Raw genomic sequence first — 14,815 nt, 5'->3', positions numbered from 1 at the left:
CCAATTCATAATTAGCATGAATACATGAAATTAAATCATTGTCTTGGAGAATAAATTTCCGGATATGAAAATGTATAACAATATGCAGATTGCCACGCGTTACTAAAAAACGGAACGTCAGTAAGCGTAAGTTGCGCCTTTATTTTTTTGAGTTCATGGCGTAATGAAACGTTCTCTTACTTTATCTCTGAGTGCTCCTCTTGTTTTTATGCTGGCCGCCTGCGCGCCGGAACATGCCACGGTGTCTCCAGTAAAAACGCAAGCCGCCGCCGCAGCTGTAAATACCCAACTGCGTCATGCCGACTGGCCAAAAAGCGAATGGTGGAAAGACTTTAACGACCCCCAGCTCAACGCGCTGATCGACAAAGCGCTGGAGGATGCGGCGGATATGCAAATTGCCCGTCAGCGTATCACCCTGGCGGAAGCACAGGCGAAAGCCGCTGTCGCTGCTGAGGGTCCACAGCTGGATTTTTCCGCAGATGTTGAACGGCAAAAAATGTCGGCAGAGGGGCTGATGGGTCCATTTGCGCTGACCGATCCGGCGGCGGGGACAACCGGCCCCTGGTACACCAACGGCACCTTTGGTCTGACGGCGGGTTGGGATCTGGATTTATGGGGTAAAAACCGCGCCCAAATTGAGGCCCGCATCGGTCAGGTGAATGCGCAAAAAGCGGAGCTGGAGCAGACCCGCCAGCTGCTCGCCAGCAGCGTCGCGCGGCTGTACTGGGACTGGCAGACCGAGGCCGCGGTGGGTGACGTACTCGCGCAAATCAAACGGGAGCAGGAAAATATCATCGGTGCCGATCGTGAGCTTTATCAGCACGGCATTACCTCCTCGGTGGAAGGCGTTGAAACGGATATTAATGCCAGCAAAACCGATGAACAGCTCGCTGACGTGCACGGCAAAATGAAGGTCATTGAGGCGCGTCTGAATGCGTTGACCCATACCCCTTCAGTCACGCTCGCCCGGCATGCCTTACCTGACGCAGAGGCGTCGTTGCCATCAACGCTCGGTTATGAACTGCTGGCTCGGCGCCCGGATTTGCAGGAGGCGCACTGGTATATCGAAGCATCCATGAGCGAAGTGGATGCCGCCAGAGCCGCGTTCTACCCTGACATCAATTTGATGGCATTCTTGCAGCAGGATGCATTGCACCTGAGTGACCTGTTCCGCTCATCTGCGCAGCAAATGGGCGTAACCGCCGGGCTGACGCTGCCAATTTTTGACAGCGGTCGGTTGAATGCGAACCTGGATATCGCCCAGGCGCAAAACAACCTCTCCGTGGCGAACTACAACAAGGCCGTGGTAGATGCCGTAAACCAGGTTGCCCGGACGGCCAGCGAAGTGGAAACGCTGACCGCCAAAAATCAGCACCAGCAGCAGATCGAAAAAGATGCGGCGCGCGTCGTTGCGCTGGCACAGGCGCGCTTCAGCGCCGGGATCATTGCCGGCTCCCGGGTGAGTGAAGCAAAAATTCCGGCGCTCAAAGAGCGTTTTACCGGGTTGATGCTGAAAGGTCAGTACGTGGATGCCACGCTCCAGCTCACCTCCGCGCTGGGTGGCGGATATCATCACGGCTAACATTGCGCATTATCTATACTTACCTCTTTGCAGATTATCAGGAGGTGAGTATGACGCGAGTCGCAATTGTTACCGCATCGGATTCAGGAATTGGCAAAACGACGGCCCTGATGCTGGCCGAACGCGGGTTTGATGTCGGAGTAACCTGGCATTCAGATGAGAAAGGGGCGCTGGCAACCTGCCGTGAAATTGAAGCGCGCGGGCAGCGTGCCGAGGCGATTCATCTCGACTTAAGCAATTTGCCGGAAGGCGCAAAGGCCATTGAAACCCTGATTACGCGTTTCGGGCGGCTGGATGTGCTGGTTAACAATGCCGGGGCGATGAATAAAGCGCCATTTCTGGACCTGTCGTTTGACGACTGGCGGCACATATTCACCGTTGACGTGGACGGCGCGTTTCTCTGCTCGCAAATCGCGGCGCGTCAGATGGTGAAGCAGGGGGAAGGGGGGCGGATCGTGAATATCACCTCGGTGCATGAACATACGCCATTGCCGGACGCCAGCGCCTATACGGCGGCCAAACATGCGCTGGGCGGGTTAACAAAGTCGATGGCGCTGGAGCTGGTTAAACATAAGATTCTGGTGAACGCCGTTGCGCCCGGAGCGATCGCCACGCCGATGAATGATATGGACGACAGCGAAGTGAAAGAAGGCGCAATGCCGGAAATCCCGCTGGCACGGCCAGGGCATACCAAAGAAATTGCCAGCCTGGTGGCGTGGCTGTGTGACAGCGACGCCAGCTACACCACCGGGCAGTCGTTTATCGTCGACGGCGGTTTTATGCTGGCGAATCCGCAGTTTAAGCCTGCGGAATAAGCATTCCCCTCACCCCCAAGGGGAGAGGGTGTATAGCGTTTGGGGAGAGGGGTAGGGTGAGGGGCAGCAGGCCGAACTCACTCTTCATCCCGCCGCTTTTCGCGATGCTTGAGCCACAGCCGTACCACAATCACCACCGCAACAACCAGGATCAACCAGGCCCAGTGTTTAAGATGCTGATCGAGATTATGCAGCCACGGACCTATTACTTCGCCACCCACGTAGCCAAGCGTGGTGAAAATCAGCGCCCAGGCAATCGCCCCGAGAATGTTCAGCGGCAGGAAGATTTTCGGCGGTAAGCGGCTCGCGCCAATCAGTATTGGCCCGATGATGCGAAAGCCGTACATAAAGCGGGTACCAATCACAAACAGCCAGGGACGTCGCTGGATAAGCCGCTGAGCACGGCGAATTTTCTTTTGATGCTTAGCAAAACGTTGCAAAAGCGTCGGGCCAAAGCGCAGCCCCAGAAAGTAGAGCAGCTGATCGCCAATCATACCGCCCAACGCGACGGCGGCGACCACCAGCGAGAATTTCAGCAAACCCTGGTGTGCGGCCACCCCGCCCAGCAGCGTGATGGTTTCGCCTTCCGCCACGCTGCCGATCACCAGCGCGGCGTATCCATATTGTTCAATAAGACCGTTGATATCCATTACGTAAACGTCATCTCCCTTACTGTGCCTGCGTTAATCATATACCCCATCCATCAACCGCGCGGCAATCAACGGAAATTTCCCACTGTACATAAAATAATCTAAAGCCTGCATTATACTTAAGCTATCGCTGACGGGCCGACAACAAGGGGGCGTTATGAACCATGTCTGGGGACTTTTCTCCCATCCCGATCGTGAAATGCAGGTGATCCGTAACGAGAACGAAACGGTCGCGCATCACTATACCCACCATGTCCTGCTGATGGCAGCGGTGCCGGTGGTCTGCGCGTTTATTGGTACTACGCAGATAGGCTGGAACTTTGGTGACGGCACCGTGGTTCAGCTTTCCTGGTTTACCGGACTGTACCTGGCCATTCTGTTTTATGGCCTGATGCTGGCCGGGGTGGCGGTGATGGGGCGGGTCATCCACTGGATGGCGCGCAACTATCCGCAGCGCCCGTCGCTGGCACACTGTATGGTCTTCGCCGGATACGTCGCGACCCCGCTGTTTTTAAGCGGTATTGTCGCGCTCTATCCACTGGTCTGGCTGTGCGCGCTGATCGGTACGGTTGCCCTCTTTTACACCGGTTATCTGCTGTATGTAGGGGTGCCAACCTTCCTCAATATCAATAAAGAAGAGGGCCTGAGCTTCTCCAGCTCTACGCTTGCCATCGGCGTACTGGTCCTTGAGGCGCTACTGGCCCTGACAGTTATTCTTTGGGGTTATGGATACCGTTTCTTTTAAGTTCCCTGCATTGCTGGCGTAAATGCCAGCAATGCAGCATCTGGTTATGATTCTCCGCTGGCGACAACGCACGGTGATCGCTATGATGCCGAAGCCAGCCTGTGTTTATCCGTTGACACAGGCGGTGTACGTCATAACGTGCGTGAATCATTATCAGAAGTCTCATCATGCTGAAATTTCGAGTGTCACTCCTTAGTCTTGCGCTGCTGCTGGGCGTCTCCGCTACCGCGCCAGCCATCGCCAAAACGACCGCAGTCGCCACCGCTGCTGCGCAACCCCAGATTGCGTCCGGCAGCGCGATGATCGTTGACCTGAATACCAACAAGGTGATCTACGCCAGTCATCCGGATCTGGTGCGCCCGATCGCTTCCATAACCAAAGTCATGACCGCGATGGTGGTGCTTGATGCACGACTGCCGCTGGACGAAAAGCTGAAGGTGGATATCAGCCACACGCCAGAGATGAAAGGGATCTACTCTCGCGTGCGTCTGAACAGTGAAATCAGCCGTAAAAATATGCTGCTGCTGGCGCTGATGTCCTCTGAGAACCGCGCGGCGGCAAGCCTTGCCCACCATTATCCTGGTGGTTACGACGCGTTTATCCGCGCGATGAACGCCAAAGCCAAAGCGCTGGGGATGAAAAATACCCATTTCGTAGAGCCAACCGGTCTGTCGATTCATAACGTCTCGACGGCGCGTGATTTAACCAAGCTGCTGATCGCCAGTAAGCAATACCCGCTGATCGGTCAGCTCAGTACCACGCGTGAGGAGATGGCGACATTCTCGAACCCGGCGTATACGCTGCCGTTCCGCAACACTAACCATCTGGTGTATCGCGATAACTGGAATATTCAGTTAACCAAGACCGGATTCACTAATGCGGCAGGGCACTGCCTGGTGATGCGCACCGTGTTTAACGGTAAGCCAGTGGCGCTGGTGGTGATGGATGCCTTCGGAAAATATACCCACTTTGCGGACGCCAGCCGCCTGCGCACCTGGATTGAAACCGGGAAAGTGCAGCCGGTGCCGGCTTCAGCGCTGGCGTATAAAAAGCAGAAAGCGGAACAGATGGCGACGGCGCAGAACGACTGAGCCGCCTGTCTGTGCCGGGTGGCGGCTTCGCCTTACCCGGCCTACGGCCCTAAAGCGGCCCCGATACGTAGGCCCGGTAAGCGAAGCGCCACCGGGCGAAAGCGCCTACTCCGGCAGCGTCCAGTCACCATCGTTGAGTGGACGCTGCATGATCAACGTATCCCGCCAGTCGCCCTTCTTATACCCCACGCTGCGCAGTTGACCGACAACCTCGAAGCCATGTTTTTTATGCAGCCGTAACGATCCCGCATTATTGTTTCCGTCACCAACCACGGCAATCATCTGCCGCCAGGGTCCTTGTTCACAACGGGCGATCAGTGCCTGGAGTAAGGCCGAGCCAAACCCGCGCCCGGTAGTGCTGGCATCCACATAGATGGATTCCTCAAGGGTGTACCGGTAGGCCTGGCGTGGACGATAAAACGTGGCGTAGCAGTAGCCGACAACAATGCCGCGATACAGCGCAACCAGCCACGTTAAACCGCTGTCGGTCACGCTCTTCATCCGCTGACGCATCTCATCGACGGTGGGAGGAACTTCCTCGAAGGACGCACGGCCATGAAGCACATGCCAGGCGTATATCGCCGAGATGGCATGCGCATCGTCAGGAAGGGCGTCGCGCACCTCGATTTCAGTTTCGGGGAAAATTTCTACAGCCGACATGTTCTGCCCGCTCCTTGTTTGGAAAGCCAGAGAAACGTTTCTCTGGCAACAGGCAGATACTCTAGTACGTTTGAGGAGGGCTTAACAATCTCTTAAATTTGGCTATAAGAGTTCATCAGAGGCTTGCGTATTGTGCTCCTCTGTTTCGGCACTCTCTTTCCAGTATTTCTTCCGCGTTGTCTTACCAATGCCGGGGTTCATACTGTTTGTAGGGTCATTTTTGCGATAAAACTGTTTAAGCGTCTCCGGCGCTTTATACAGGTGTCCCACGTTGTGCTCGGCAGGATATTGCGCGCCACGCTCGTGCAGCAGCGCCAGCATCTGTTCTTTCAGCGCATGCGCATCAACCCCTTTTTTGACGATGTAATCCTGGTGGAAGACATAGCACATAAAGTGGCCGTAATAGAGCTTATGCACCAGCTTGCTGTCGATCTCCGGCGGCAGATGTTCAAACCACTCGGTATCGTTGCGACGCAGGGCGATATCCAGCGCCAGAATATCCTCCACCTCTTCGGAATGCACCGCCTGATAACGGATGGCAGCACCCGCCGCGGCGAAGCGGTGCAGGAAGGCTTTGCTGCCTTCTTCCGGCGTACAGGCAAAGAAATCCCCGTCGGCGGTTTTGAAGAATTCGGTGAGCCAGCTCTGCGCTTCGGCAATTCCGTCCCCGGCCATTTTCAGCAGCAGATGGTGCTCATACTTGTCGCGCCAGGTCTTCATCCGCTCCGGTAAATGCGCCGGGAAGACGTTACCCAGCTTCTGCATAAAGCGGTCGGTGAAGTGCGGTTTGAACAACGATACTTTCTCCAGCATCGCGTCGGTGCGGCCCTTCATAGTGAAGAAGAACGGCATTTTGTCGGTGCCGAGCTTGTCGATCATCAGGAAGGTATCTTTGCCGTAGCGCTCGGCGATGTCGTAAATGTCCCGGTGCATATACTCGCCCGCCACCGGCAGGTGAGTGAACTCGGCCAGAATATGACGACGGATCTCCGTCAGCACCTCCGGCTGATTGGTGCCGATGTAAAACACCTGCTGCTTTTTCTCTGCCGGGAAGGTATCGAGGCGCACCGCAAAAACGGCCAGCTTGCCCGCGCAGCCGGAGGATTCAAACAGGCGATCCGGATCGGCGTTATAGCGCGCCGGCGTATCGGCATTGATATCGCGCACGCGGGTGATGTAATCGTGGTCATGCGCGTGACGGCCATCGTGCTGAACGTCTTCGTCCTTTACGCGGTCATCGTCAAGTTTGCTGAGGATCTGCTCTGGCGTTACGCCCAGATCGATCCCCAGATGGTTAACCAGCGTCAGCTTGCCGTTTTCATCGATACGGGCGAACAGCGACATTTCCGTGTAAGCCGGGCCGCGCTGCACCAGCGAGCCGCCGGAGTTATTGCAGATCCCGCCGATCACCGAGGCGCCAATGCACGATGAGCCGATCACCGAGTGCGGTTCGCGTCCCAGCGGCTTAAGCGCTTTTTCCAGCGAGTAAAGCGTGGTGCCGGGGAAGGCGAGCACCTGTTCGCCCTTGTCCAGCAGGTGCAGTTTGTCGAGGCGCAGGGTGCTGATAATCACGATGTCACGATCGTAATCGTTGCCGTTCGGCGTGGAGCCTTCGGTCAGGCCGGTATTCGCAGCCTGCATTAAAATAATCTTGTCTGCCGCAACGCAGGCGCTGAGCACGCGCCACAGTTCGAGCAACGTACCGGGGAAGACTACCGCCAGCGCGTCGCCCTGGCCGGAGCGAAAGCCCTTCCGATAGCGGGCGGTTTTGGCCGGGTCGGTAAGCAGGTGAGAGTGACCAACCAGGCGAGACAGTTCGTTAATAAATGTAGTGTTATCGTCAGTTCGAACAGAAGACATCTTCCACTCCTTGTGGTGGGGCAAATTTCTCGCTGTAAAGCATAGCGCGATTAGCCGTTGAGCGGTCGGGTATTCATGAGAAAAATCAGAGAATAACCCTGCAAGGTTTTCAGGCTTTATGGCACACTGCGCTTTTCGCACGGTCTGGCCGGGTGCTTCCCGCGGTTATTGATGAGAGAGAATAACAACATGAAATGGCTATGTTCTGTAGGTGTCGCCGTCAGCCTGGCGCTGCAACCTGCGCTGGCAGAGGATTTGTTTGGTAATCACCCGCTCACGCCCGAAGCCCGCGACGCCTTTGTCACGGATTTACTCAAAAAGATGACGGTCGATGAGAAAATCGGCCAGCTGCGCCTGATCAGCGTCGGTCCGGATAACCCGAAAGAAGCCATTCGCGAGATGATCAAAGACGGGCAGGTAGGGGCCATTTTTAACACCGTTACCCGCCAGGATATCCGCAAGATGCAGGATCAGGTGATGGAGCTGAGCCGCCTGAAAATTCCACTGTTCTTCGCTTATGACGTGGTGCACGGCCAGCGTACCGTCTTCCCGATTAGCCTCGGCTTAGCCTCCTCTTTTAATCTTGATGCGGTGAAAACCGTCGGGCGCGTTTCGGCATATGAAGCCGCAGACGACGGCCTGAATATGACCTGGGCGCCGATGGTTGACGTCTCCCGCGATCCGCGCTGGGGCCGCGCTTCGGAGGGCTTCGGTGAAGACACGTATTTAACCGCCACGATGGGCAAAACCATGGTGGAAGCGATGCAGGGCAAAAGTCCGGCAGATCGTTACTCGGTGATGACCAGCGTCAAGCACTTCGCCGCCTATGGCGCGGTGGAGGGCGGTAAAGAGTACAACACCGTCGATATGAGCCCACAGCGCCTGTTCAACGACTACATGCCGCCATACAAGGCAGGGCTGGACGCGGGCAGCGGGGCGGTGATGGTAGCGCTGAACTCTCTCAACGGCACGCCTGCCACCTCCGATTCGTGGCTGCTGAAAGACGTGTTGCGCGACCAGTGGGGCTTTAAGGGCATTACCGTCTCTGACCACGGCGCGATTAAAGAGCTGATTAAACACGGCACGGCGTCCGATCCGGAAGACGCGGTACGCGTGGCGCTCAAGTCCGGCATCAACATGAGCATGAGCGACGAGTACTACAGCAAATACCTGCCGGGGCTGGTGAAGAGCGGCAAAGTGACGATGGCAGAGCTGGACGACGCCGCTCGCCACGTGCTGAACGTGAAATATGACATGGGGCTGTTTAACGATCCTTACAGCCATCTGGGGCCGAAGGATTCAGACCCGGCGGACACTAACGCCGAAAGCCGTCTGCACCGTAAGGAAGCCCGGGAAGTAGCGCGCGAAAGCCTGGTGCTGCTGAAAAACCGTCTCGACACGCTGCCGCTGAAAAAATCCGGCACCATTGCCGTGGTTGGTCCGCTGGCCGACAGCAAGCGCGACGTCATGGGCAGCTGGTCCGCCGCAGGCGTGGCGGATCAGTCCGTTACCGTGCTGACCGGCATTAAGAGCGCCGTGGGTGATAATGCAAAAGTGGTTTACGCCAAAGGCGCGAACGTCACCAACGATAAAGACATCGTGACCTTCCTCAACCAGTACGAGGAAGCGGTGAAGGTGGATCCGCGCACGCCGAAAGAGATGATCGACGAAGCGGTGAACGCCGCGAAGCAGTCCGACGTGGTGGTCGCGGTGGTGGGTGAAGCGCAGGGGATGGCGCACGAAGCCTCCAGCCGTACCGACATTACCATCCCGCAAAGCCAGCGCGATCTGATCGCGGCCCTGAAAGCCACCGGCAAGCCGCTGGTGCTGGTGCTGATGAACGGGCGTCCGCTGGCGCTGGTGAAAGAAGACCAGCAGGCTGACGCCATTCTGGAAACCTGGTTCGCCGGTACCGAAGGCGGTAACGCCATTGCCGACGTGCTGTTTGGCGATTACAACCCGTCCGGCAAGCTGCCGATGTCCTTCCCGCGCTCCGTCGGGCAGATCCCGGTTTACTACAGCCACCTGAACACCGGTCGTCCGTATAACGCCGACAAGCCGAACAAGTACACGTCTCGTTATTTCGATGAGGCGAACGGCCCGCTGTATCCGTTTGGCTATGGCCTGAGCTACACTACCTTTAAGGTCTCTGACGTGAAAATGTCAGCGCCGACCCTGAAGCATGACGGCAAAGTGACCGCCAGCGTGGAGGTGACCAACAGCGGCAAACGCGAAGGCGCGACGGTGATCCAGATGTACATTCAGGATGTCACGGCCTCCATGAGCCGTCCGGTGAAACAGCTGCGCGGCTTCGAGAAGGTCAACCTGAAACCGGGCGAAACCAGAACGGTCAGCTTCCCGATTGACGTGAATGCGCTGAAGTTCTGGAACCAGCAGATGAAATACGATGCCGATCCTGGCAAATTCAACGTCTTCATTGGCGTGGATTCCGCCCGCGTGAACAAAGCCGAATTCGAGCTGCAATAATCTTACCTTCCTCCCCATTCCCCGCCTGGCGGGGGATGCCTCTCATCTTGTACGAAAAACGGTTAAATTCGCTGTTTTAAGCTACGCTTTTGTCTCAAGCCTATGAAAAAGGCCACAAAATAATGAGGAAAGCAGAATGACGATTATTAAGGGGATAACAGGATCGGCGGTGCTTCTGGCGGCGCTAAGCCTGCCGCTACAGGCCGCAGAGCCGGTTAAGGTGGGTTCCAAAATTGATACCGAGGGCGCGTTGCTCGGCAATATCATTTTGCAGGTACTCGAAAGCCACGGCGTGAAAACGGTCAATAAAGTACAGCTTGGCACCACACCTGTCGTACGCGGTGCCATCACGTCCGGCGAGCTGGATATCTACCCGGAATACACCGGCAACGGGGCATTCTTCTTCAAGGATGAAAACGATCCGGCCTGGAAAAATGCCAAAGCCGGGTACGAAAAAGTCAAAAAGCTGGACGCGGAAAAAAATAAGCTGGTCTGGCTTACGCCGGCACCGGCCAACAACACCTGGACCATCGCGGTGCGTAAAGATATTGCCGAGAAAGGCAAGCTCACCTCGCTTGACGATCTCAGCCGCTACCTGAAAGAGAAGGGCGAGTTTAAGCTCGCGGCCTCGGCAGAGTTTATCGAACGCGCTGATGCCCTGCCAGCGTTTGAAAAAGCCTATGATTTCAAGCTCGATCAGTCCCAGTTGCTCTCGCTGGCGGGCGGCGACACGGCGGTGACCATTAAGGCGGCGGCGCAGCAAACCTCCGGCGTCAACGCGGCGATGGCCTACGGCACCGACGGCCCGGTCGCGGCGCTTGGTCTGCAAACCCTGACCGACCCGAAAGGCGTTCAGCCCATTTACGCCCCAACCCCGGTCGTGCGCGAGGCGGTGCTGAAAGCCTACCCGGATATTGCGGAATGGCTCAAACCGGTGTTTGAAAAACTGGATGCGAAAACGCTGCAACAGCTGAATGCCAGCATTGCCGTTGAGGGGCTGGATGCCAAAAAGGTGGCTGCCGACTTCCTGAAACAACAAGGGCTTGTGAAGTAACGGGACAAGGCTGTGCCAATAAAATGTTATAACCGCGTCCTGCTGCTGTTGGCCTGTGTGGCCATTGCGGCGGTCGCGTTACCCTTTGTAAATGTCGCGCCAAACCGTCTGGTGTCGGGCGAACCGCGCGCGCTCTGGCAGATCTGGTCATTTACGCCGCTACTGCTGGGCGCGGCGCTGGCGAGTACTGTAGCCTTAGCCTTCTGGCCAGGGCGAGCCGCCCTTTGGCTGACGCTTCTGCTCAGCGAAGCACTGTTTATCGTGCTGTTCTGGAGCGCGGGACAGGCGGCAACGCAGATGGCCTCGGTTGAAAGCCCGCTGGCGCGCACGTCGATTGGCAGCGGGCTGTGGCTGTGGCTGGCACTTTGTCTGCTGGTCTGTAGCGATGCCATTCGCCGTCTCACGCCGCTACCCGTCTGGCGCTGGCTGCTGAACGCGCAATTCTGGGTCATCCCTCTGCTGATCCTCTTCAGCGGCGATCTGAATCAACTCTCGCTGTTAAAAGAGTACGCCAACCGCCAGGAGGTGTTTGACAACGCGCTGGCGCAACATCTGACGATCCTGTTTGGGACGCTGATCCCGGCGCTGCTGCTGGGCGTGCCGCTGGGCATCGGGTGCTACCGGCATCCCAGCCGCCAGGGTGCCGTCTTTACCGTGCTCAACGTTATTCAGACCATCCCCTCCGTTGCCCTGTTTGGCCTGCTGATTGCCCCCCTGGCCGGTCTGGTGAAATCCTTCCCTGCGTTGGCCGCGGCAGGCATTGCCGGAACCGGGCTGACGCCTGCCCTTATCGCCCTTGTGCTGTATGCGCTGCTGCCGCTGGTGCGCGGCGTGGTGGCGGGGTTAAGCCAGGTTCCGCCTGACGTGCTGGAAAGCGCCCATGCGATGGGGATGAGTGCGCGGCAGTGTTTCTGGAAAATACAGCTGCCGCTTGCGCTTCCGCTGCTGGTTCGCAGCCTGCGGGTGGTGACGGTGCAAACCGTGGGGATGGCGGTGATTGCCGCGCTGATCGGGGCGGGCGGCTTTGGGGCACTGGTCTTCCAGGGGCTGCTCAGCAGCGCGCTGGATCTGGTGCTGCTGGGCGTTGTGCCGACGATTGCGCTGGCGGTCGTACTGGATGCATTGTTTGCCCTGTGGCTCGCGCTGCTCAGGAGAAGAGCCAATGATTGAATTTCATGATGTGAGTAAAACCTTTGCGGGCCGTCCGGCGGCAAGCCACCTCAATCTGCATTTTGCCGAGGGGGCGTTCTCGGTATTGATCGGGACGTCGGGGTCGGGAAAATCGACGACGCTGAAGATGATCAACCGGCTGGTGGAACATGACAGCGGGACGATTCGCTTTGCCGGAGAGGAGATCCGCAGCCTGCCAGTGCTGGAACTGCGGCGGCGTATGGGCTACGCCATTCAGTCCATCGGCCTGTTTCCCCACTGGACGGTGGCCCAGAACATTGCCACCGTGCTACAGCTGGAAAAATGGTCCCGGGGGAAGATCAATGAGCGTGTCGACGAGCTGATGGCGCTGCTGGGCATGGACGCGTCGCTTCGCGACCGCTATCCGCACCAGCTTTCCGGCGGACAGCAGCAGCGGGTCGGGGTGGCGCGCGCGCTGGCCGCTAACCCGCAGGTGCTGCTGATGGATGAGCCCTTCGGCGCGCTGGATCCGGTCACCCGCGGCGCACTTCAGGCGGAGATGAGTCGCATCCACCGTATTCTAGGGCGCACCATCGTGCTGGTGACGCATGATATCGACGAAGCGCTGCGGCTGGCCGATCGTCTGATACTGATGGATCACGGCGAAGTCGTCCAGCAGGGTACGCCGCTTGAGCTGTTAACCTCGCCAGCGAATGATTTTGTGCGTGAATTTTTTGGCCGCAGCGAGCTTGGCGTCAGGCTGCTCTCGCTGCGCACCGTCAGGGACTATCTGCGTCCGCAGGATGCGCAAATCGGTGGTGAACCGCTGCACGATGGGATGAGCCTGCGCGATGCCCTGTCGGCGTTTGTCGCCCGGCAGTGCGAGGTGTTACCCGTTGCGGACGGGCAGGGGACGCCATGCGGGACGATCCATTTTCGCGATCTGCTGGCGGGGGAGGTGACGCGTGAAGTGGGTCCGTGATCCGTTACTCTGGCTGACAGGGCTGTTTATCGCCTTACTCTACCTGATGCCGCACAGCGCGGCGCTGTTTAATGCGCTTATCCCCGGGCTGCCGCGCCCGGTGTACCAGCAGGAGAGCTTTGTTAATCTCACCCTGGCGCACTTCTGGCTGGTGGCGGTGTCAAGCGTGATTGCCATCGTGCTGGGCACAGGCGCCGGGATTGCGGTGACGAGACCCGCGGGCAGGGAGTTTCGTCCGCTGGTGGAGACCATCGCCGCAACGGGGCAGACCTTCCCGCCGGTGGCCGTGCTGGCGATTGCCGTGCCGGCGATCGGTTTTGGGCAGGAGCCTGCCATCATTGCGCTGATTTTGTACGGCGTGTTGCCCATTCTGCAAGGGACGCTGGCGGGGATTGCGGCGGTGCCTGCATCGGTGCTGAGCGTAGCGGAAGGGATGGGGATGAGCGCCTGGCAGCGGCTGGTGAAGGTCGAACTGCCGCTGGCCGCACCGGTGATTATCGCCGGCGTGCGAACGTCCGTGATTATCAACATTGGTACGGCAACCATCGCCTCGACGGTCGGAGCCAATACGCTGGGAACGCCGATCATTATCGGGTTAAGCGGGTTTAATACGGCTTACATTATTCAGGGGGCGGTTCTGGTTGCGCTGGCGGCGATTGTGGTGGATCGCCTGTTTGAACGCCTGGCCGGATACCTCAGCCAACACCGCCGCGAACAATAAATGAATAACCTGCAAGCATAACGCCACCGATACCGCTGATGGCCATCAGTGCAAAGAGGGTAATTACGGCCAGTTTCGTTGCCTTCATCATGTGCTCCTGTTGTTAACGGAACAATTATACGGTGAAGCGCAGCTGTTAATGAACCATTAAATGCCGTTACGACGCATTTGGCCCCAGCGAGTAAACGGGATAACCATGTTCGCGCCATTCCGTCAGGAGCTGCTGCTGGGAAGCGGAGGGGACTTCGCCGCACCAGACCAGCAGCGTCTGTCCCTCAAACAGTTCCGGTCTGAGCTGGGCCAGGGAGTGGGCAAGCACGTCAACGCGCCAGCCCTGCTGGGTGGCAATCCAGGCTTCGAGCCACAGCCGGGTGGTATCGTGTACGTTCCAGCCGATCACCAGCGCATCTTTGCTGTTTTTATTCCGCGCTGAGGCAAGACAGACGGAAATATAGTTAATCAGCACGCCATCAAGCATGCTGAGCAGTGCCTGTAAGGTGGTTTGCTGACACTGAAGCCGACGCCGTAGGGGAATAAAAAGATGGGTGATCAAGGTTTGCGCCGGGTAGTCTCGACCCTGTTCTTTGATCCAGCCGCGCAAACGCTGCAAATTGCCACTCTGCAACAGCCTCAGCAGCGTTTCCTGCTGCTCGCGCCAGAGAAGCTGCGTATCTGGATCGTCCTGGCTCAGAAGCGATTTTACCTTGCCGACCTGTACGCCATTGTCGATCCAGCTTTTGATCTCGCGGATCCGGTCAATATCCGCATCGTTAAACAGGCGGTGCCCGCCGTCCGTTCTTTGCGGCTTAAGCAATCCATACCGTCGCTGCCACGCCCGTAGCGTAACGGGATTGATATCACACAGGAGTGCCACTTCACCTATTGTGTAAAGCGCCATTTTCGCCCCCAGGCTTGCGCGTCCCCAGCTTAACTGTAGACCCACTTTGCGGAACCAGGAAGATTTGATTCTTTTTTGTACAAATTATACGAAAGACAGGTTATCTCCGGCAAAAGGTGTGATGGCGGACACGATTTAT

14 protein-coding genes are annotated in these 14,815 nt (G+C 57.5%); 9 read left to right on the top strand and 5 right to left on the bottom strand.

Going from position 1 to position 14,815, the window contains the following annotated elements; genetic code table 11:
• Positions 1-163 precede the first annotated feature (163 nt).
• Together mdtQ and AC4OVU_RS14695 are read left to right on the top strand one after the other, a co-directional pair.
• Positions 164-1,582 carry a multidrug resistance outer membrane protein MdtQ gene (gene mdtQ, locus AC4OVU_RS14700; RefSeq protein WP_110293113.1) on the top strand — a complete coding sequence of 473 codons (1,419 nt, stop codon included), beginning with the start codon at positions 164-166 and terminating at the stop codon, positions 1,580-1,582.
• A gap of 50 nt (positions 1,583-1,632) precedes the next feature.
• On the top strand, positions 1,633-2,397 hold the full coding sequence (locus tag AC4OVU_RS14695) for an SDR family oxidoreductase (RefSeq protein ID WP_023295053.1): 765 nt from the start codon (positions 1,633-1,635) through the stop codon (positions 2,395-2,397).
• Between the two features lie 77 nt (positions 2,398-2,474).
• On the opposite strand, the gene AC4OVU_RS14690 is transcribed toward AC4OVU_RS14695, so the two are convergent.
• Positions 2,475-3,047: a DedA family protein gene (locus tag AC4OVU_RS14690; RefSeq protein WP_015572327.1), complete on the bottom strand. Its 573-nt coding sequence runs from the start codon at positions 3,045-3,047 to the stop codon at positions 2,475-2,477.
• A gap of 157 nt (positions 3,048-3,204) precedes the next feature.
• On the opposite strand from AC4OVU_RS14690, the gene AC4OVU_RS14685 reads away from it, so the two are divergent.
• Together AC4OVU_RS14685 and pbpG are read left to right on the top strand one after the other, a co-directional pair.
• Positions 3,205-3,792, top strand: a complete 588-nt coding sequence (locus AC4OVU_RS14685) for a Yip1 family protein (protein WP_047735000.1) — start codon at positions 3,205-3,207, stop codon at positions 3,790-3,792.
• A 167-nt stretch (positions 3,793-3,959) separates the two neighbouring features.
• On the top strand, positions 3,960-4,883 hold the full coding sequence (gene pbpG, locus AC4OVU_RS14680; RefSeq protein WP_015572329.1) for a D-alanyl-D-alanine endopeptidase: 924 nt from the start codon (positions 3,960-3,962) through the stop codon (positions 4,881-4,883).
• A gap of 105 nt (positions 4,884-4,988) precedes the next feature.
• On the opposite strand, the gene AC4OVU_RS14675 is transcribed toward pbpG, so the two are convergent.
• Positions 4,989-5,543: a GNAT family N-acetyltransferase gene (locus AC4OVU_RS14675; protein ID WP_045910728.1), complete on the bottom strand. Its 555-nt coding sequence runs from the start codon at positions 5,541-5,543 to the stop codon at positions 4,989-4,991.
• Between the two features lie 102 nt (positions 5,544-5,645).
• Positions 5,646-7,403 carry a D-lactate dehydrogenase gene (dld, locus tag AC4OVU_RS14670; protein WP_015572331.1) on the bottom strand — a complete coding sequence of 586 codons (1,758 nt, stop codon included), beginning with the start codon at positions 7,401-7,403 and terminating at the stop codon, positions 5,646-5,648.
• A 189-nt stretch (positions 7,404-7,592) separates the two neighbouring features.
• Between dld and bglX the strand changes: the two genes are divergently transcribed.
• The 5 genes from bglX to AC4OVU_RS14645 all read left to right on the top strand — a co-directional run bounded on the left by bglX (position 7,593) and on the right by AC4OVU_RS14645 (position 13,778).
• The gene (bglX, locus tag AC4OVU_RS14665) at positions 7,593-9,890 is read left to right on the top strand and encodes a beta-glucosidase BglX (protein ID WP_110293114.1); all 2,298 of its coding nucleotides are present in this window, start codon (positions 7,593-7,595) and stop codon (positions 9,888-9,890) included.
• A 136-nt stretch (positions 9,891-10,026) separates the two neighbouring features.
• Positions 10,027-10,944: a glycine betaine ABC transporter substrate-binding protein OsmF gene (gene osmF / locus AC4OVU_RS14660; protein WP_015572333.1), complete on the top strand. Its 918-nt coding sequence runs from the start codon at positions 10,027-10,029 to the stop codon at positions 10,942-10,944.
• Positions 10,945-10,956: 12 nt separating this feature from the next.
• On the top strand, positions 10,957-12,114 hold the full coding sequence (locus AC4OVU_RS14655; protein ID WP_023295049.1) for an ABC transporter permease: 1,158 nt from the start codon (positions 10,957-10,959) through the stop codon (positions 12,112-12,114).
• Entirely contained in the window at positions 12,107-13,057 is a 951-nt protein-coding gene (locus tag AC4OVU_RS14650; RefSeq protein ID WP_110293115.1) for an ABC transporter ATP-binding protein, read from the top strand. Before AC4OVU_RS14655 ends, AC4OVU_RS14650 begins: the two co-directional genes overlap by 8 nt.
• Entirely contained in the window at positions 13,041-13,778 is a 738-nt protein-coding gene (locus AC4OVU_RS14645) for an ABC transporter permease (RefSeq protein WP_017383373.1), read from the top strand. The genes AC4OVU_RS14650 and AC4OVU_RS14645 overlap by 17 nt, the downstream gene beginning before the upstream one ends.
• On the opposite strand, the gene AC4OVU_RS14640 is transcribed toward AC4OVU_RS14645, so the two are convergent.
• Both AC4OVU_RS14640 and mlrA read right to left on the bottom strand, forming a co-directional pair.
• A complete protein-coding gene (locus AC4OVU_RS14640) occupies positions 13,753-13,866 on the bottom strand; it encodes a protein YohO (RefSeq protein WP_017383372.1) in 114 nt (37 codons plus the stop codon). The genes AC4OVU_RS14645 and AC4OVU_RS14640 overlap by 26 nt on opposite strands.
• A gap of 69 nt (positions 13,867-13,935) precedes the next feature.
• Positions 13,936-14,676, bottom strand: coding sequence for an HTH-type transcriptional regulator MlrA (mlrA, locus tag AC4OVU_RS14635; RefSeq protein ID WP_017693055.1), 741 nt, complete (start codon positions 14,674-14,676; stop codon positions 13,936-13,938).
• Positions 14,677-14,815: the final 139 nt, after the last annotated feature.

The organism is Enterobacter sp. 6722112, assembly GCF_058661685.1.
This window is presented reverse-complemented; position numbering and strand designations above follow the sequence as displayed.